General features: G+C 45.0%; 10 protein-coding genes. 3 read left to right on the forward strand and 7 right to left on the reverse strand.

The annotated features are described in order from the left end of the window. Positions 1 to 16 precede the first annotated feature (16 nt). A complete protein-coding gene (locus MUY27_RS04760) occupies positions 17 to 4,117 on the reverse strand; it encodes a hybrid sensor histidine kinase/response regulator transcription factor (protein WP_245128842.1) in 4,101 nt (1,366 codons plus the stop codon). A gap of 381 nt (positions 4,118 to 4,498) precedes the next feature. Between MUY27_RS04760 and MUY27_RS04765 the strand changes: the two genes are divergently transcribed. The 3 genes from MUY27_RS04765 to MUY27_RS04775 all read left to right on the forward strand — a co-directional run bounded on the left by MUY27_RS04765 (position 4,499) and on the right by MUY27_RS04775 (position 9,454). Next, positions 4,499 to 6,145 carry an alpha-L-fucosidase gene (locus MUY27_RS04765; RefSeq protein ID WP_245128843.1) on the forward strand — a complete coding sequence of 549 codons (1,647 nt, stop codon included), beginning with the start codon at positions 4,499 to 4,501 and terminating at the stop codon, positions 6,143 to 6,145. 56 nt (positions 6,146 to 6,201) lie between these two features. Beyond that, positions 6,202 to 7,740 carry a right-handed parallel beta-helix repeat-containing protein gene (locus tag MUY27_RS04770; protein WP_245128844.1) on the forward strand — a complete coding sequence of 513 codons (1,539 nt, stop codon included), beginning with the start codon at positions 6,202 to 6,204 and terminating at the stop codon, positions 7,738 to 7,740. A 142-nt stretch (positions 7,741 to 7,882) separates the two neighbouring features. Continuing rightward, positions 7,883 to 9,454, forward strand: coding sequence for an alpha-L-fucosidase (locus tag MUY27_RS04775; protein WP_245128845.1), 1,572 nt, complete (start codon positions 7,883 to 7,885; stop codon positions 9,452 to 9,454). A 69-nt stretch (positions 9,455 to 9,523) separates the two neighbouring features. Here MUY27_RS04775 and MUY27_RS04780 read toward each other — a convergent pair whose 3' ends face one another. Genes MUY27_RS04780 through MUY27_RS04805 form a run of 6 tightly spaced genes read right to left on the reverse strand, consistent with a single transcriptional unit; the run spans position 9,524 to position 18,441 of the window. Continuing rightward, a complete protein-coding gene (locus tag MUY27_RS04780) occupies positions 9,524 to 11,854 on the reverse strand; it encodes a glycoside hydrolase family 31 protein (protein ID WP_245128846.1) in 2,331 nt (776 codons plus the stop codon). Between the two features lie 52 nt (positions 11,855 to 11,906). After that, positions 11,907 to 14,267, reverse strand: coding sequence for a glycoside hydrolase family 127 protein (locus tag MUY27_RS04785; RefSeq protein ID WP_245128847.1), 2,361 nt, complete (start codon positions 14,265 to 14,267; stop codon positions 11,907 to 11,909). Next, positions 14,267 to 16,063 carry a carbamoyltransferase family protein gene (locus MUY27_RS04790; RefSeq protein WP_245128848.1) on the reverse strand — a complete coding sequence of 599 codons (1,797 nt, stop codon included), beginning with the start codon at positions 16,061 to 16,063 and terminating at the stop codon, positions 14,267 to 14,269. The genes MUY27_RS04785 and MUY27_RS04790 overlap by 1 nt, the downstream gene beginning before the upstream one ends. Next, a complete protein-coding gene (locus MUY27_RS04795) occupies positions 16,063 to 16,212 on the reverse strand; it encodes a DUF5989 family protein (RefSeq protein WP_245128849.1) in 150 nt (49 codons plus the stop codon). Before MUY27_RS04795 ends, MUY27_RS04790 begins: the two co-directional genes overlap by 1 nt. Before the next feature lie 3 nt (positions 16,213 to 16,215). Continuing rightward, the gene (locus MUY27_RS04800; RefSeq protein WP_245128850.1) at positions 16,216 to 16,596 is read right to left on the reverse strand and encodes a hypothetical protein; all 381 of its coding nucleotides are present in this window, start codon (positions 16,594 to 16,596) and stop codon (positions 16,216 to 16,218) included. 6 nt (positions 16,597 to 16,602) lie between these two features. Beyond that, positions 16,603 to 18,441 (reverse strand): SGNH/GDSL hydrolase family protein, encoded by a 1,839-nt coding sequence (locus MUY27_RS04805; RefSeq protein WP_245128851.1) that lies wholly within the window; start codon positions 18,439 to 18,441, stop codon positions 16,603 to 16,605. Positions 18,442 to 18,497 lie beyond the last annotated feature (56 nt).

Genomic DNA, 18,497 nt, shown 5'->3' on the forward strand with positions numbered 1-18,497 from the left:
AAATTTCAATCCCGTTTTATGATTTAGCATTATCGGATTCTGCTCCGTAATAATCTTTAGGTGTTTTGCCAAACTCCTCTTTGAAACACTTTCTGAAATAGTTAAGGTCTAAAAAGCCAACCATGTAAGCCACCTCACTGATGTGATATTTTTTTGTGGCCAATAGTTGGGCAGCCCGTTTAAGTCTGATCCCCCGGATGAATTCGACCGGGGTTTGGTTGGTCAGCGCCTTTATCTTTCTGTAAAAAGTCACCCTGCTCATGAATACCTCTTTCCCCAGATCTTCAACACTTAGTTTAGGGTTGTCTATCTGCCTTTCTATCAGGCTCATAATCTTTTCTAACAAAAGCTCATCTGCAGAGTTAATGGCAATATTTACCGGCTGAAGGGTGATCTCTTTCTTGTAACGGTCCCGTAGTTTTCTCCGGCTTTCGAGTAGGTTCCAGACTCTTCTTTCCAGGAGTTTTACGCTAAAAGGCTTGGTAATGTAATCGTCTGCGCCGGTATCAAAACCCTCGATCTTGTAAATAAGCGGCGTTCTTGCAGTTAACAAGATAATAGGGATATGACTGGTCCGGGTATCTTTCTTCAGCGTGGAACACAACTCGGTACCACTTACTTCTGGCATCATGATATCCGATAAAATAATATCGGGGATAAGCTGAAATGCTTTTTCGATACCTTCTTTACCGTTGACTGCCACTTCAACAATAAAACTATTTTTAAAATAATCAGAAAGAAAAGTGATCAGGTCTGGGTTATCTTCAACAATCAATAGAATGGGTTTCTCTTCCAGCCACTCGCGCGGTTCAGCTAACTGTTCGGTTATTAATTCGGCATCCAGATAAAGGTCTTTTTCCTGGTAAGCGGCTATGTCCTCACTGCTCTTATAATCCGAAATGATTTCATCCGCTTTATACTGATCCTTACCCATCGGTACCGTAAAGCGAAAACAGGTATACCCCCTTTTTCCGTCGAGGCCCTCCTGGCTTTCAACAGTAATAGTCCCTTTATGATATTCAACAAGTGTCTTTACTAAATTAAGCCCGATACCATTCCCGTTAAGGTTAACGCCATAATTGTCATAATGGGCAAACTGATCAAATATATGAACGATCTGATCGGCGGGTATGCCACGGCCATTATCCTTTACCTCTATTTGAAGCTGTTTCTGATCATTGATTTTCTTCAAGGTTATCAGCACGGTTCCGCCTTCCGGTGTGAATTTAAGCGCATTCGAAATCAGGTTGAACAATATCTTTTCGAAAATCTCCCGGTCGAACCAAAGCCTGATCCTGGGTTGTTCGGCCTCCACCTCTATCTTAATACCCAGGTTTTCTGCATGGGCTTGAAAAGAATACACCACCTCTTTTACAAATCTTACGATATTCCCTTCTGCAACCTGAACCTTCGCCAGGTTGCTTTCAAACTTCCTGAAATCCAGCAGTTGGGTAATCAGCTTCATCAATCGCTCGCCGTTCCTTTTCATCAGCATCAGCTGATTGTTAAACTTATTATTTCCCTGATTGGTCTCGATCAGGTTTTCCAAAGGTGCCAGGATCAGTGTGATCGGTGTTTTGATCTCGTGGGATATGTTGGTAAAAAAATTCAGTTTTTGCTGATAAAGTTCCTGCTCTTTCTCGCGTACAATGTGTTCGTAAGAAAGTTCGTTCTTCAGCTTAGCAGTTTTCAAAGAATAGTAATAATACAGATAAAGCAAAACACTCATCACGGTGGCATAAATGATAAATGCCCACCATGTTTTCCACCACGGTGGAAGAACAATGATCTTCAGGGTCTTTGCCTGCTCATTCCATACCCCGTCATCATTCGATGCCTGCACTTTAAAATTGTATTCGCCGGCATCCAAACTGGTATATGTTGCAGACCGCTCACTCGTTACGTAATGCCAATCCTCATTTTTGGTTAAACCTTCCAGCTTATACCTGTAGTGGTTCTTGCTGGGATTAATATAATTGAGCGCCGCAAACTTAATACTAAAATAAGCCTGCGCGTGAGCCAATACAACCTCTTTACACTGATCAATCGCTTGCTTAAGCGGAGCATCCGGCGCACCGACCTTTACCCTCACATTATTAATTAAAAAATCCGTGAATATCACTGGGGGACGGTAACGATTGACAGCAACATGTACCGGGTCGAAGAAGGAAATGCCGTTAATGCCCCCGAAAAACAAGGCTCCATCCGGTGCTGTAGCGCCAGAGTTGGGGTTGAACTGGTTACTTTGCAGCCCGTCCTGAAAATCGTAATTTAAGATATTGAAGTTTTGAGCCCTGAACGGAATTGAAAAATTTTTGAATGTAAGTTTTGACAACCCTTTGTTAGAGCTAACCCATAGGTTGCCCGCTTTGTCTTCGCAAATATCCTGAATCACATCATTGGCCAGGCCTTCCCTGGTGGTAATATGATAAAACCTTCTGGTAGCGCGGTCGAAAAAGTTCAGCCCTCCTCCTTTTGTACCTATCCAGACACCTTGCCGCCGGTCTATGAATATAGAAAGCACACTACTGTTGCTCAGGCTATACGGATCATTCCGGTCATAAATGAATAACTTAAACTGTTTTCCATCAAAGTAGTTTAAACCCGCCCCGGTACCGATCCATAAGCTCTGGTCCTTATCCCGGCATATCTTGTTCACATGATCGCTGGCAATACTGTTGAAACCTGCACGGTGGGATAACCGGCTGATTATTTTTGAGGAGCGCAGCAACAACACGCCAGATCCATTAGTGCCAGCCCACAAACCTTTCGGGGTTTCTTCTAATGAATAAACGCCCCCGGTTACGGGAATTTCGCATTTAATGATGGCGCCGGTCTTCATATCCATGCGCCATAAGTGGGTAAGCGTACCTATCCAAAGATCGTTTCCAATCCTGAGCAGGCTTTTGACGGTATTGGATGCCTCTGGTTCGATGGCACTGAAACGGAAATTACGGAAGGTATTCTTTTTGCTGTCATAATGATCAAGCCCTTCACTTTCCATTCCCACCCATAATGAACTATCAGCCCCAACCGCTAATGCATTCACCACCTTGGAAGTCAGGCCCTGACGGTCACCAAATTGTTCACCTATCATATTAAATACACGCGCCTTGCCGGTGGTCATATCCAGTCCGCCAGAGTAGGTGCCTATCCAATAATTACCGGCCTTGTCTTTAGCGATGCAACGGACGATATTATGAGATAGCGAATAGGGATCATACTTATCAGTGGTATAGAGCGTTTGGGTTCGAAGCAGAATGTTATAAACCAAAAGGCCGTTTCTGGTACCGAACCATATTTCTTTTTCGTTCCTGACGAATATATCGCGGACAGAACTGACTACCGGGAAACGGTTAAACAAACCAGAAAACGCAGCCAAAGAGACCAGCTTATTTTGTTGCCGTTCATAAATAAATATGCCGCGCGACTCTGTACCGATCCAGACTCTCCCCTGTTTATCCTCCCTGATGGTACGGATGAAGGAGCCCGACAATGAGCGGTCTTTGACCAGGATACCAGGCAGCGGAAGTATACGTGTTGTAAAGGGATCCAGGATGACCAGACCATTTTGCTTACAAAGCCAAAGCATACCTTTTGAATCGCAGAAGATACTTTGTATCCTTTGTAATTCTTTGCTTTGGAAAGTGATGAGCCGTTTTCGCTTGCTATCATATTTTTTCAGGTTTCCGAGGCATCCTATCCAGATATCGCCAGCGTTGTCAGCAGTTATAGAAGTGATATAATTTTGCGGGCTTTCTGCTGTCTTTAACGTTTCCGTCAACCGGGTAAACCGATCCTTATCGCGGTCGTACCTGCTTAGCCCGTTTGCAGTACCAATCCACATGTCACCGCTTTTATCCTCAAAAATGGCGTTGATCTGGTTTCCGCTGATGGATAAGGGATCCTGGTTGTCATGCCGGTAGGTGGTAAATTCGTAACCATCAAATTTATTCAGACCGTCCTCTGTTCCTACCCACGTCAAACCCCGGCTGTCGCAAAGGACGCTCAATACCGTATTTTGAGACAACCCCTGGTTAATGGTGTGATGCTTGAAGTTCAAAGTCTTCGCCTGCGCTTTACCCGTTCTAAACACGCAAAGAAACACGAACAACATTATCGCAAAACGCTTTAAGCTCTTGGAATCAATTCGGAAAATCATCAAAATTAGGCTAATCGGCTGATCTAATGTAATTGGTTTGCCAATAGATCTGCAAGCAATTTAATTAAACCTTAGCTTAAAAAGGCATTACAAATATTTCATAGAGCATTGCTTATTGCTCAAATAAATTTTAAGAAACATACTGTCAACAATAGCTACCATCACCAATAGTATTTCAGGCAGAAAACGATCCTCATTCCGCTATCCGGAACCAAATGTTTAATGCATTAACAATAATCATTGGCCTGAACTATTACACCTGCCTTTTTGCTGCAACAGGCATGAACGGAACATCTCAGGAAAATCAAAATTTGTATTGTTCACTCCATACAGCCAATGTTCAGAAATAAACCTTCAAATTACAGGAGAATAAAAACAGCTATTCTTCCACTACTTTTATCATTGGGTCTGGCCAGCCGGGCCCAGGATCTAAAAATTACACCTGGAACGTACAAAGCTTCCTGGTCTTCTCTCGAGAGCTATAAACAGGCCCCGGATTGGTTTCGTGATGCCAAGTTTGGGATATGGGCACACTGGGGGCCGCAATGCGAACCCGAGGCCGGCGACTGGTACGCCAGAAACATGTATATCCAGGGCAGCAGACAATATCAACTGCACGTGAAGCGCTACGGCCATCCTTCCAAATTCGGGTTCAAGGACGTGATCCATCTTTGGAAAGCAGAGCATTTTGATCCGGAACAACTGATGGCGCTTTACAAAAACGCAGGCGCCAAATACTTTGTTGCGCTAGCCGCACATCACGACAATTTCGACCTATGGGACTCAAAGTATCAGCCCTGGAACGCTGTTAACATGGGGCCGCAGAAAAACCTTGTAAGCAAGTGGGCAGATGCGGCAAAAAAGGCAGGGCTTCGGTTTGGGGTGTCTATCCACGCCCGAAGCGCCTGGAGCTGGTATGAGGTTGCCCAGCTAAGCGATACCACCGGCGCTATGGCAGGGGTTCCGTATGACGGAAAACTGACTAGAGCAGATGGAAAAGGGTTGTGGTGGGAAGGTTATGACCCGCAGGATCTTTATGAACAGCGGCATACCCCAAGCATTTATGCACGCGACCGTAAACTGCAGAGTAAGTTTCCGGGGGAACCCGCTTCCACGGCTTACAACATGAAATTCTATAATCGGGTGCTGGATGTAGTTGACAAATACGAGCCGGACCTGGTGTACTTTGACGATTATAAATTACCCCTGGGCGTTAAGGATGATCGCGAAAAATATAGCTTAAACCTTGTCGCAAATATTTACAACAGAAATGCTGCGAGGCACTCGGGGAAAAACGAAGCCGTTATCAATACCAAATCACTGACCGGCTCAGAACAAAAATGCCTGGTGAATGATCTTGAAGTCGGCACCGAGCGTTCTATCAACCCCATTCCCTGGCAGTCAGATGCCTGCATAGGTAACTGGCACTACCAGAAAGATGTACATTATAAAGACGCCAAGAGCGTTATACACGCATTGGCGGATGTGGTAAGCAAGAACGGCAACCTCTTGCTCAGCGTTCCGATCAAGGCAGACGGAACGCTTGACGATCAGGAAAAAAAGATACTGAAGGAAATTGGGGAATGGATGGCCGTCAACGGAAACGCCATCTACGGTACACGCCCCTGGACCAGGTACGGTGAAGGTCCCTCGTTAGAAAAATACATTCCGGACAACGGAAAAGGTGCTATGCCGCTTTTCAGGAAAAAGAGTGATGCCTATACTGAAGCAGATATCAGGTTTACACAAAAAGAGGGCTCACTGTTTGCCATTTGCATGGAATGGCCGGCCTCGGGTAAGGTATGTATCACTTCATTGAAAGGCATCAGCAAAGAGCAATTGGATGCAATAAAAGCAACTATGCTGGGTTACAACGGCCCCCTTGAACTGAACAGTACTTCAAAAGGACTTGAAATAGCCTTGCCATCTGCCCCCCCAAACCCGATAGCTTATGTTATCCGGTTAGATGGCTTAACCAAATAACGCCTCCATTTTATCACAAAACCAATTCATAAAAGATCACTTAACCAGAAATTACGATGAGAAAGTATTTACCCCTTATGCTTATTTCTGTAGCCTTATTCGGCGCAGGATGTAAAAAAAACGCAGATGCGTTGCTGGAGGCCAAGTCCGGCGATAAGGCATATCATGCCGGGCAGCAACTCAACACCCTGTCCCCTGGTACAACTTATTATATAGACCCCGCCGGCGCTGATACCAGCAGCGGCACAAGCGAATTGACACCCTGGCAGAGTTTAGCAAAAGTTAATGCAACCACCTTTAATCCTGGTGATCGCATCCTGTTCAAATGCGGCGGAACGTGGTCTGGCCAGTTACGCCCTTTAGGCTCAGGTGCAAGCGGTTCGCCCATCATTATTGATAAATACGGAACAGGTAATAAACCGGTGATCAACGGGCCGGGTACAAAATCTTCAGCAGGTTTACTTTTATACAATCAGGAGTACTGGGAGATCAACAACCTTGAGATCTCTAATTACAGTAGCGCAGGTGGCATATCGATCCGTGGAATTTTAGTGACCAATACCAACCTGACCGTGCCGAAAAACCACGTTTATATCCGCAACTGTTACATACACAATGTCAATTCCGATTACTCCGCTTCAGGTGTCCCTAAAATAACCGGTGGCGTGATCTTATACGGATATTTCGACGATGTTACCGTTAGAGATTGCTACGTTAAAGATTGTGCTACCGAGGGCTTAAGAACCTATCCTTACGGATCAGGAGCCACCAGATCCACCAATATTAAATTCATACGCAATACCGTTGAAAACATCTATGGCGACGGAATTGTACTTAATACGGTTTACCAGGCCCTTGCCGATTCTAATATCGTTCACAATGCTTGTATGGACGATGTTAATAATTTTGCCGGTTGCTGGACATTCAATAGCATCGGGTCTGTTATCTCACATAATGAAGTTTACGGCCTGACCGGCGGGCTGAACGATGGTGAAGCTTTCGACGCCGATACAGATGTGGACGGTGATATCTACGAGTATAATTACTCGCACGATAATAACAAAGGGTTCATGCTATTTATGCCTAATGCAAAAAATGTGATTGTACGTTATAACATTAGTGCCAATGATGTGCTGGGCGGAACAAAGCTGATAGACTTTAAGCCAACGGGGACAAGTAACAACATTTATAATAATGTTTTCTACATCACAAATAATATCACCAACGTATTTGAGCATGCGTTCCATGGTAACTTTAAAAACAATGTGCTTAACGCTTCGGGAACAGTGACTAACTTTTCAGAAAGCGCTATGAATTCAGGGTCGGTTCTTAATAACAATTGCTTTTATCCAACAACCGCTCTAACCACCAACTGGAATACAGGTTCTCATTCATCAAATGTATTCTCGAGTCCTGCTTTTGTATCGCCATCCAGCTATTCGATGGGGCTGGCAAGTGCAGCGGCTTTTAAGTTAAGTTCTGCCTCACCATGTAAAACGGCCGGGGTTGTGATTACCAATAATGGCGGTATAGATTATTTTGGCATAGCGCTTTCTACCACCACTAACCCGGATATCGGCGCAATAAAATATTAGACTAGTTATTAGCAATAACCTTTCGTATTTGCCCCTAATACCTTAATCCAGACACCATCCGTAAAAATTTGAGGATCTTATATTGCTATGTTCACGTAGGAATTACCGGTCGAAACGGATGGTGTTCTTTTAATTTAAAAAAATGAAAGTTTCAAAAAAAATAGCTTCCTCTTTACTCGTTCTGTCTATAGCGACCAGTACGATGGGCCAGTCGAATAACGAGCCAAACAAGGGCAAAAAAACAATAAAATATACCGCATCCTGGGAATCACTTGAGCAGTATGACTGTCCGGAATGGTTCAGAGATGCCAAATTTGGTATCTGGGCACACTGGGGGCCACAATCTGTCCCAGAGCTTGGCGACTGGTACGGCCATTTTCTTTACAAAGCGCCAAATGAAGCTAACGAATGGCGAATTAAGGGCGGTATTAAAGCAAATGCCTACCATCTTAAAACTTACGGACATCCCTCAAAATTTGGATACAAGGACCTGATCCCTTTATTTAAGGCCGAGCATTGGGACCCAAAAGCGTTGATGGAGCTTTATTATAAAGCCGGCGCCCGTTATTTTATGTCCATGGGGCAGCATCACGATAATTTTGATATGTGGGACTCCAAATATCAACCCTGGAATGCTGTAAACATGGGCCCCAAAAAAGACATTGTTAAGGGTTGGCAGGAAGCCGCAAAAGCACTTCAAATGAAGTTCGGCGTATCCTTCCATGGTTCATCTTCGTGGAGCTGGTTCGAACCCAGCCGGGGAGCCGATCTGGATGGGCCGCTAAAAGGAGTACCATACGACGGAAATCTGACTAAGGCTGACGGCAAGGGGCTATGGTGGGAAGGTTACGACCCGCAAGACCTTTACTGCAAACCGCACCAACCAGGCGCACCGCCGGATTCTGCCTTTAAATTAAAATTCCTTAACCGGGTATATGACCTGGTTGACAATTACAAACCCGACCTGATCTATTTTGACGGCGGGTTCCCTTTCAAAGATCTTCGCATCGCCGCTCATTTCTATAATAAAAGCCAGGAATGGAATAATGGCCGTAATATGGCTGTAATCAATGTTAAGGGCTATTCGCCCGAAAAGCAGAAAAGCTTTGTGCATGATATTGAGAACGGCCAGAGCGATACCATAAGAAGATACCCCTGGCAAACCGACACCTCTTTTGACGGCTGGTTTATTTCCAGGGATGCCTATACTGCATCCACCAAGCAAATTTTACAGCAGTTGGCGGATATTGTTAGCAAGAACGGAAATTTGATGCTGAACATCACCCAAAAATCAGACGGTACAATATCAGAAAAGGCAGTCCAATTCTTAAAAGAAATGGCTGCATGGATGGATATCAACGGCGAATCCATCCACGGTACACGGCCATGGAAAATATTCGGTGAAGGACCAACAAACGTTGTAAACGGTGAAGCTAATAAAACCCAACGGTTAAAGTATACTTCCGAAGATATCCGTTTTACTACCAAAACAAATTGCCTGTATGCCATACTAATGGAATGGCCGGATAGTAAGGTAACCATAAAGTCTTTACAAAAAGGAAAAACGCTATGGTTCGGCGACATTAAGGAAGTTACCTTGTTAGGATCATCTGAAAAGTTATCCTGGTCTCAAAACAATAATGGGTTAACAGTTTCATTACCTCAGACACCAGATTCAAAACTAGTGCGTGTATTGAAGATTTCCGGTCAATAGCATAATAGAACTATAGTATACTTTCATTTACATCATCGGTTTGTAAGAAAATGGATTGTCTTTAGCTTTTTAAAAGACCACCGTTTTAGATTTTCCTGTATATGCTACTGTTTTGTAGGTGTTACTGTCTTCATTCAGATCTTTCAGCGCAGGGGCTATAGTTACTCTAAACTTACGGCTTTTAAGCAAGCCCGGGAAATCACCATGGCGGTCGCCTATCGTTAGTTTTTTCTGCTGGTTATCCCAGTGGAAGGTGATGGTACTGTATTTACCCTGCTCATAGTTGTAGCTGTCGTTCTCGTCTTCATACAGGGTAAAATCGCCATCCGCACCGGGATAAATCCGGATATCGAGCACATCCCACTTCTTTTCTGCAGCATACTGAACTTTTGGCCCCCATGGGATAATTGATCCTGCTTTTACGTAAAGCGGCACCACATCAATAGGCGCTTGCCTTTCTATCGCTTTGCCACCAGCAATTTGCTCGCCGGTCCAGAAATCAAACCATGATGAATTGGTCGGCAGATAAACCGATCTGGATTTTGCTCCCTTTTCAATTACCGGTGCAACCAGGAACGACTTGCCGAACAAAAACTCGGTATTCAGGTCCAGCACTTTTGTATCACCAGCGTAATCAGCTGCAAGCGGACGTAAAAAGGATGCTGCTTGGTTTGTTACATTCCACCCGGTAGCATACAGGTAAGGCAGCAGACGATAACGCAGATTGATACATTTTTCCTGCGCATCAAAGGCCCAATCGCCCCGTTTACCAAATTGATAGATCTCGCGGGGTATATCCGTTCCGTGCGAGCGCATCATTGAAGTAAATGTGGAGAACTCCATCCAGCGGACATACAGCTCCTGGAAATCCGGGTTCATGGCTCCCCCACCCTGTCTGAAACTACCGGCAAAGAACCCACCGATATCTACATTCCAGTAAGGCAGGCCGGTAAGACCGAAATTAAGCACTGCCGGTATCTGCCTCCGCAGGTTTTCCCAGTTAGACCCTAAATCGCCGCTCCAGGTATCCGAACCGAAACGTTGTTGCCCCGCGAATGCAGAGCGGGTTAACAACATCACCCGTTTTTGTGTTAATGTTTCGCGTTGATGTTCATACACCCCTTTGGTATGCTGAAGCGGAAAAGCGTTCAACCAGTTTCGATAAGTACCCAGGTAAGTTGGCTGTTCCCAGTCGCTTTCTTTAATATTGATATGATCCGGTTCGGTTGAATCCAGCCACCAGGCGTCGGGCCCTAAAGAAAATACGCCTTTATTCAGGTAAGACCAGTAAATATCCCTGGCTTCCGGGTTGTATACGTCGTAAGGTTTTGCACCGCTGTTCGGCGGCCAGGTATCAAAGTTGATCAGCATATTTTTCTTACTGAACTCTGCATACTGCGGCGTTTTTGGGCCGAAACCTGGCCAGGAAACGATGAATAAGTGTGCATTCATCCGGTGTATGCTATCGATCATGGCTTTGGGGCGTGGATAGGTTTTCGGGTCGAAAGCCATCGCATTCCAATTACTGTCCGGTCCCCAGTACTGCCAGTCTTGCACAACACCATCTATCGGAACTTTTAATTCCCGGTATTTTCTGGCTACTTCAACCAGTTCGAACTGGGTTTTGTAGCGCTCGCGCGATTGTATAAAACCAAAGGCCCACAATGGTTTCATGGGAACCTGCCCGGTTAACGTACGCATTTCTGCAACCACACCGTCTGTCCCGCGGCCTGCCATCACGTAATAGTCTATATTATCACCGCGCTCAGAATCAAAGGAAGTTTCCTGCTTGTTATCGTTAAAAGTAGTGGGCGAATAATTGTCCCAATACAAACCGTACCCTTTAATAGACTGAAAGAAAGGTATACAAACGCGGGTATTACCTTGCTGCAGAAACACTTTTTCGAACCGCTGACTCAACTTACCGTTTTGCTGCTGGCCTAAGCCGTAAATCACCTCCGTGGTATCTAATTTAAAAGCTTGCCTTACTTCATACATTTGTTTGCCCTTATCATCCATAGGACTAAACTGGGCGCCGTAATCCTTTTCAGATAAAAGCGCTTGACCTGAAGGTGTTTCGAACCATACTTTACCAGTCGCGAGATTCAGGTAAGCGGTTAACTTGCTGCTTTTAATAGCTACTACATTGCTATTACGGGTTACGGTTAACGGCACGTTCTCCGGCTGTTTAATTACCGCAAGGCTGTTCTTTGTAAAGTGATGCCCGACCGGAAACTTTTCTACCCGGGCAATAGCAGGCGAGTAGAACACGATGTTCACAGAAACGCCGTCTATAACAGCTTTAACGCCTTCTTTTGATTGCTGATAGTTCTGCGCAAAAAGAACAGAAGGCATCGCGATACAGGTTACGAATAACCATTTATACAGATTTAATTTCATTGTTTATACGTTTAGATGTATGTTACTCATCAGGCCCCTACCTGTGTTGATTTTATCTTAAAAGCTTTACACTATAAACCGGTGCGGTTCTTTTACCACCAGTTGCAACGAATTTCACTTCGAGTACTTTGTTAGTTTTTGCTAATCCATCCGGCAGTTTAAATTCTTTGGTCACTACCGCTTCGGCAGCATCATCCGCTACATTAATGTGTGTGATGTTTTGTCCGTTGATGTACACATCAAACTGACGGTCGCGGTCTTTGCCCGAATAACTGATCTGCAGTACGGTAGTTTGTGAATTCCCCCCGAGCTTATAGCTAAAGAAATCGCCCGCATCGCGCCAATGTCGGTTATTGATGATCCCTGTGTTTGAATTTTGCGAGTTAAGCCCATGGTCAACTTCGGGTTGCTGTTCACCAGCATTTACACCATCTACTATCCTCGAAGCAAGGCGGGTGCTTAGCTTGTCCTCTGTTTCCAGTTGCTGTTCACGCTGTGAAATGGAATCAGCATTGGCTACAGGCCAATAAAGCATATAACGCGCATCATGAAGTTTATAAAAAGGAATCAGTTTCAGGTTTTTGTATTTCGCCTGGTAGATCAGTGGCGAGATGCTGAAGTTTGCATTACTGCCTTTTACCGGAGTAAGCGCGGCAGCAAGGTCGCCACCTTTATCAACGATCAACGGCGCCTGGGAGAAATCATACAGTTTACCACGGGCAATATGTCCCCAGCGGCTGTCGTCTGCTTTCAGGCCCAATAGATCAGTGGTATCAGTTGGCGCAGCTAACACAATCGGTCCGTGCAGAAACGATACCCATCCGGAATGGTCCGGCAGGTATTCTACCGAATTCTTCATGGGCAGTGCTATTGTGACCACATCGCCGGTTTTCCATAGCCGGTTAACTGCCAGGTAGCCCTTAATCCCATTTTGTGCTTTTACTATTTTGCCATTAACTTTAATAGCAAACCCACCGGTTGCCCATGATGGTTTGCGCACAGACAGATTAAACTGTTGCGGCTTTTTAATCGTTACCATTAGTCGGGTGCTTTCACGATCTGGAAAGTTATTTTCCTGTTTTAAAGTTATTCCGTTGTCGCTCCAGTTCAATACCGATGGAATGAACAGATTGACGTAGATATCCTTTCCCTGATGTGCGTATATCAGCTCGCCATACTTACCATGATTTTCCATACCGGTACCCACGCAGCACCAAAAGCTTTCATCAGCGGTGGAATATACCCGGTAATGCCTTGGGTGGATAGGTGTAAAGTAAACAAAGCCGCCTTCTACCGGATGCTCTGACGATAGGATGTGGTTGTACAATAACCGCTCGTAAAACTCCATGTACTCCGGCGAGTTGTCATACAAAAACAGCATTTTGGTCAGCTTCAGCATGTTGTTGCTGTTGCAGGTTTCCGGCCCCTGTTCAGATTCCAGCATGGGCAGAAAGTTATCCGAAGGGTTAAAATGCTCGCGCACACTATTGCCGCCGATGGAGATGGTGCGGTTATCGACTACGGTTTTCCAGAAAAAACGGGCAGCAGTATGATAGGCGGTATCCTGGTTCAATTCAGAAATACGTTCAAATCCTATAATCTTTGGAATTTGGGTATTCGCGTGCAAGCCGGTGAGTTTATCCTGACGTTTTTCCAGCGGTTGCAAAATTGCCTGATGACAAAATCGCTGTGCCAGTTTCAGATATTTTTTATTGCCGGTGATATCAGCAACATCTGCAAACACTTCATTCATGCCGCCGTGCTCTGTATTTAACATACGCTGCATTTGCTCTGGCGTTAACCCCGCGGTTTCTTCGGCTGCCCAGTCTGACAGTTTAACCAACACTATTTTGGCTTTTTCATTATGCGCCAGCAACCAGCAATCGCGTAAACCGGCGTACAGCTTATGCATATTGTACCAGGGCACCCACTTTTTGTTGAAGCTGCTAAAATCGCCGTTCTTCACTTCGGCCCACATGGCCATCCCTCCCGGTACACCGCCTACATAACCATTCTTATTATTCTGCTGGCAGCGGGCCAACTCGTCTACCATGTAATTAATCCTTTTTAAACACTGCGGATCGCCGGTGGCGGCATACATTTGTGCCAGGGCGGTAAGGTAATGTCCGGCGGTGTGCCCATCCAAACCGCTATCTTCCCAGTTGCCATAGCTTTTAGCTTTGGGCGTTAAACCGCTTTCCCTTAAAAAAGGAGCCAGCAGCCGATCCGGATCAAGCTTCAACATATAGTTGAGATCGGTTTGCTGGGCAACCAAAAACGGGCTTGATAACAGCTTGATATCTTCTAAAGGAAATAGTTCAATTGGTTTGCTTTGGGCTGAAACCCTCGAATTGATCATTCCGCACGCCAGTGCGAGCATTAAGCCATATCCAATTCTCTTTCTGTTTTTCATTAGTGAATATTTAGGTTCTCAGATTTGTAGATCAATATATTTTCGAATGCCAGCAGATCCATATCCGTTTTCAGGAAACACGATACCGCATCTTCGGGCGTACAAACAATCGGCTCGTCCATTACATTAAAGGAGGTATTGATCAGTATAGGGCATCCGGTTACAAGATAAAAAGCTTGCAGCAAATGATAAAAGCTTCCGTTAAGTTCGTCAACTGTTTGTACGCGGGCAGAATAGTCGACGTGGGTAACAGCCGGAATAGTAGTTCGTACTTCTTTAAGCGTAGCTACGCCAACTGCAAAGCTATCATCTTCATCCCCATCCAACTGCCATTGTGATACGGGCGCGGTGAATAACATATACGGACTGGCAACCCGCAGATTGAAATATACATGGCAATACTTTTGCAGAACTGCGGGAGCAAAAGGCCGGAACGACTCGCGGAACTTAATTTTAAGATTCAGCTTTAATTGCATACCCGGATCACGCGGATCGGCCAGTATGCTTCTTGCGCCCAATGCGCGCGGCCCAAACTCCATACGGCCCGAAAACCATCCAACCACCATTCCGTCGGCAATTTTTTCGGCCACGGTTTTCAGGTAACTATCGGGGTTAAGCTTATGATACCTGATGTTTAATTTGTTAAGCGTATGCGCTATTTCTTCTGCACTAAACGCTGGCCCCAGCAACATCTGTTGCATCTGATTTTCATCGCCAATTTTCCGCTTATTTTGCAGATGTTGATAGTAGATGAACAATGCCGCACCTACCGCTCCCCCTGCATCTCCGGCTGCAGGTTGTACCCAGATATTTTTGAATATGCCGCTTCTGAGCAGTTTGCCATTAGCTACACAATTCAATGCGACACCGCCCGCCATACATAAATTTTCGCAGCCCGTTTTCGCTTTTATATCCCGTGCTATTTTAAGCAAAATTTCTTCGGTGACGTTTTGTATAGATGCCGCCACATCCATGTGAAACTTAGTGATGGTTTCGTCTTTCGCCCTGATCTTGTTCCCAAATAGCTTCACAAAGTTTTGATTAACCATGGTTAACCCGGATGCATAATTGAAAAAATTCATATTGATCCGGAAGGAGCCATCGGCTTTTACATCTACCAGGCATTTATAGATAAGCGAGCGGTAAACAGGTTTTCCGTAAGGGGCAAGACCCATCACCTTATATTCATCGCAATTTACCTTAAAACCCAGGTAGTAAGTAAAAGCAGAATAAAGTAAGCCTATCGAATGCGGAAAATTAATGTATTTGATCCGGTTAGTATTGTTTCCATGGCCAACTGCAATGGAAGAGGTAACCCATTCCCCGGCCCCGTCAACGGTTAAAATGGCCGCCTTTTCAAATGGCGATGCAAAAAAAGCAGATGCTGCATGCGAGGAATGATGTTCGCAAAACAGCAACCCTCCTTCCCTTTCTTTCCAGTTTTGATCTATTTGTTGAAGGGCTTTACTGATATTTCCCCGGGTAAACAATTTATCTTTTATCCATATGGGCATTGCTTTCAGGTAAGCACGTAAGCCGTGCGGGGCAAATGCAAAAATGGTATCCAGTAAGCGTTCGAACTTCAGGAAGGGCTTTTCATAGAATACCACATGATCTACTTCTGTTAAAGCAATACCTGCTGCAGAAAGGCAATATTTAATTGCGCTTTCGGGAAACGACGCATCATTTTTAATGCGGGAAAAGCGTTCTTCCTGAACAGCAGCCACAATAGTCCCGTCTTTTACGAGACAAGCCGCACTATCATGATAATAAGCAGATATACCCAGGATATACATTAGAAAAGAGAGTAGATGAACGTGGACAATGCGGTGCTTTGCGCGACAAACAAAAACAGGCTCAGCAGGATTATCAATGCCAGAAAAGGCCACATCCAGTACTTTTTCCGTTTTCCTAAAAATACCCAGAACTCGATCAGCGTATTCATACTTTAATATTGTTTAGTCGGGTCAATAGGTTCCTGTGAATCTGTTATCCAGTAGGACCGGGCCTGCTCATCAAACTTTAACTGCAAAGGATCTTTCTTAAATACTTTATTAAGCAAACTTAGCGGCGTAACCACCAGAAAGTAAAGCAGTGTCAGGATCACGCCGGTGAAAACCTGGGCCATTGCCCGTCCACACCGTTCTATCAGCATACGCGGACCAGCCAGTATCATTGGCGAAAACAGCGTGATCAGTAATAAGCCACACAGTGCTGCTACCAGCCACAGGTTGACACTACCAGTCCGGTACCTGTTCAACACAGTTGCCGTTGTTATCCCGACAGAGATGCCCAAGCCAAAACGGCTGTTATCATTCCATTTCTTCATCTTCAGTTACCTGTAGTTATTTGCCACCTGTGGCTCCCCCATCTTCTCGTAATACCCGGCTATCTCCATGCGCAGATTCTGATTTTGCGGTTGTGCCGTCAGTTCCTTTTTTGCTTGTACCAGCCTGGTCACCAGCTTCAGCATGGGCTCATAATCGGCATTCATGCCATTCTTTGCTTCCACAACTTTCAGCCAGTTCATCGCTTCTGAGGGCTTGTCCAGCTTCAGGTAAAGCAGGTACAGGTTCTGCGCATTTTTGTAAGACGGGTCTATCTGATAGCAGCGTAAGAAATAATATTCGGCATCCTTTACTTTTCCCAAATCGAAATTAAGCCGGGCGGCATACATGTAATAAGTGGTATTTTCGGGGTTCTCCAGCAGCACCGCCTCTGTGGCTTTCAACGCCTGCAACTTATTGCCTGTAGACATACTGCCCTTAAAAAGCTGATCCATCGCCATTGCCCATGGCAGGTGATTTACTGAAAGCTGACCTGCCAGCCGCTCTTCCATTGATTGCCCTAAATTGAAATCTTTAGAAATAGGTTGATTAAAAGGCCACCCTGAACGCAGGATCATAATCTGGTAAATGCCGGCCAGCGAATCTACTTTGGTAACAGGCATCTTGGCCAGCAATGTTTTAAAAGACATTTCCCTCGCGGTATCTGCATGAAAGACGCCTATTTTCTTCAAGGCTTCATAAAACCCGTCTGACAGGAGTGCATAGCCCAAAAGATTGGGATGGACATGTTCCAGCAGGGTTTCATTACCTAAAATACGATTAGCAGAATGTTCTTCAAAAAGATCACGTGCGTTTACTACGTAAACACTGGGTTTGCGTGCCGCCTGTATAATAATCTGGTTCATAGCTTCCGGCGCGCGGAAACGCAATTCATCAAAATCCTTAGCAAGTAGAAAATGCTTCTTCGCTTCCGGATAATCGCCTTTTTTTAAGGCATCGGTTGCTGAATTGAACTCCCTGTTAGCAGAATAACGGTCTGTCGCAGAAGTGCTGATAAACGGTTTCAGGTCTTTTTCATTACTCACCAGGTTACTGATCAGTAGCGGAATATGCTTTTCAGAAAACAGCGTGGTTAGCTGCTGCATGTTGGTTTCAAACTGCGTGATACCTTTTTTATAGTCGTCGCCATTGAAAGGCATCTGTTGTTTACCCACCATCCGCTTCATCAGGTTTTCACTCAGATTAACGCTGTTTGAAGGTTTGCCACCCGAGCGTATGCTGAACAAAAGGTTCTGCACCAATTGCACCGTTCTGAAACGACGCAACCACACCAGTGAATTAATTAACCCGCTGCTGCTCCCGATACGACTGGTAGAACCGACACCCAAAGCGCCATAGTATTCATTGTGCCCTACGTATACCAAAACAGCGTCGGGCTGATAGTTCACTACCTGACGTGCAAAGTTTAGTACGGTGTAAGAGTTAACCGCGGTTAGCGCCAGGTTAATCACCTCAATTTTCTGATCGGGCAATGAATGCATTAAACGGTAAGCCAGCCACCGGTGGAAAGAACCATTGTGAAAATAGGGATACCCCGCAGCGGTAGATTCGCCAAGTACAAAAATCCTTAAGGTTCCTGTTTGCTTCTGTTTTTCAAATGGCTCGTAGAATCCTTTGGTAGCGTTGATGGTATCAGAAAAAAAAGGATCAGATGCATACCTGTTCATCACCAGCTTTGATGGGTCTGCAGGATATTCCACAAATAAAGAGGTATCATGGCCGTAGCCGAAACCCCGTAGCAGCAATTCGATAAAAAGAATAAACACAAGCGGTAACAGGCAAGCCAGCAGCTTAAATATGTTTTGCTTTTTTAAGACCCTTTTCATCGATAATTACTACTGTTTCAATTAAACAGGGCGGCTGTAACCGCCCTGTTTCTTTT

The organism is Mucilaginibacter straminoryzae (assembly GCF_022953055.1).
GTDB lineage: Bacteria > Bacteroidota > Bacteroidia > Sphingobacteriales > Sphingobacteriaceae > Mucilaginibacter > Mucilaginibacter straminoryzae.

Excerpts from the sequence above, each read along its gene's own strand:
- MUY27_RS04760 (WP_245128842.1), bottom strand. The coding sequence starts at position 4,117 with ATGTTGTTCGTGTTTCTTTGCGTGTTTAGAACGGGTAAAGCGCAGGCG.
- MUY27_RS04765 (WP_245128843.1), top strand. The coding sequence starts at position 4,499 with ATGTTCAGAAATAAACCTTCAAATTACAGGAGAATAAAAACAGCTATT.
- MUY27_RS04770 (WP_245128844.1), top strand. The coding sequence starts at position 6,202 with ATGAGAAAGTATTTACCCCTTATGCTTATTTCTGTAGCCTTATTCGGC.
- MUY27_RS04775 (WP_245128845.1), top strand. The coding sequence starts at position 7,883 with ATGAAAGTTTCAAAAAAAATAGCTTCCTCTTTACTCGTTCTGTCTATA.
- MUY27_RS04780 (WP_245128846.1), bottom strand. The coding sequence starts at position 11,854 with ATGAAATTAAATCTGTATAAATGGTTATTCGTAACCTGTATCGCGATG.
- MUY27_RS04785 (WP_245128847.1), bottom strand. The coding sequence starts at position 14,267 with ATGAAAAACAGAAAGAGAATTGGATATGGCTTAATGCTCGCACTGGCG.
- MUY27_RS04790 (WP_245128848.1), bottom strand. The coding sequence starts at position 16,063 with ATGTATATCCTGGGTATATCTGCTTATTATCATGATAGTGCGGCTTGT.
- MUY27_RS04795 (WP_245128849.1), bottom strand. The coding sequence starts at position 16,212 with ATGAATACGCTGATCGAGTTCTGGGTATTTTTAGGAAAACGGAAAAAG.
- MUY27_RS04800 (WP_245128850.1), bottom strand. The coding sequence starts at position 16,596 with ATGAAGAAATGGAATGATAACAGCCGTTTTGGCTTGGGCATCTCTGTC.
- MUY27_RS04805 (WP_245128851.1), bottom strand. The coding sequence starts at position 18,441 with ATGAAAAGGGTCTTAAAAAAGCAAAACATATTTAAGCTGCTGGCTTGC.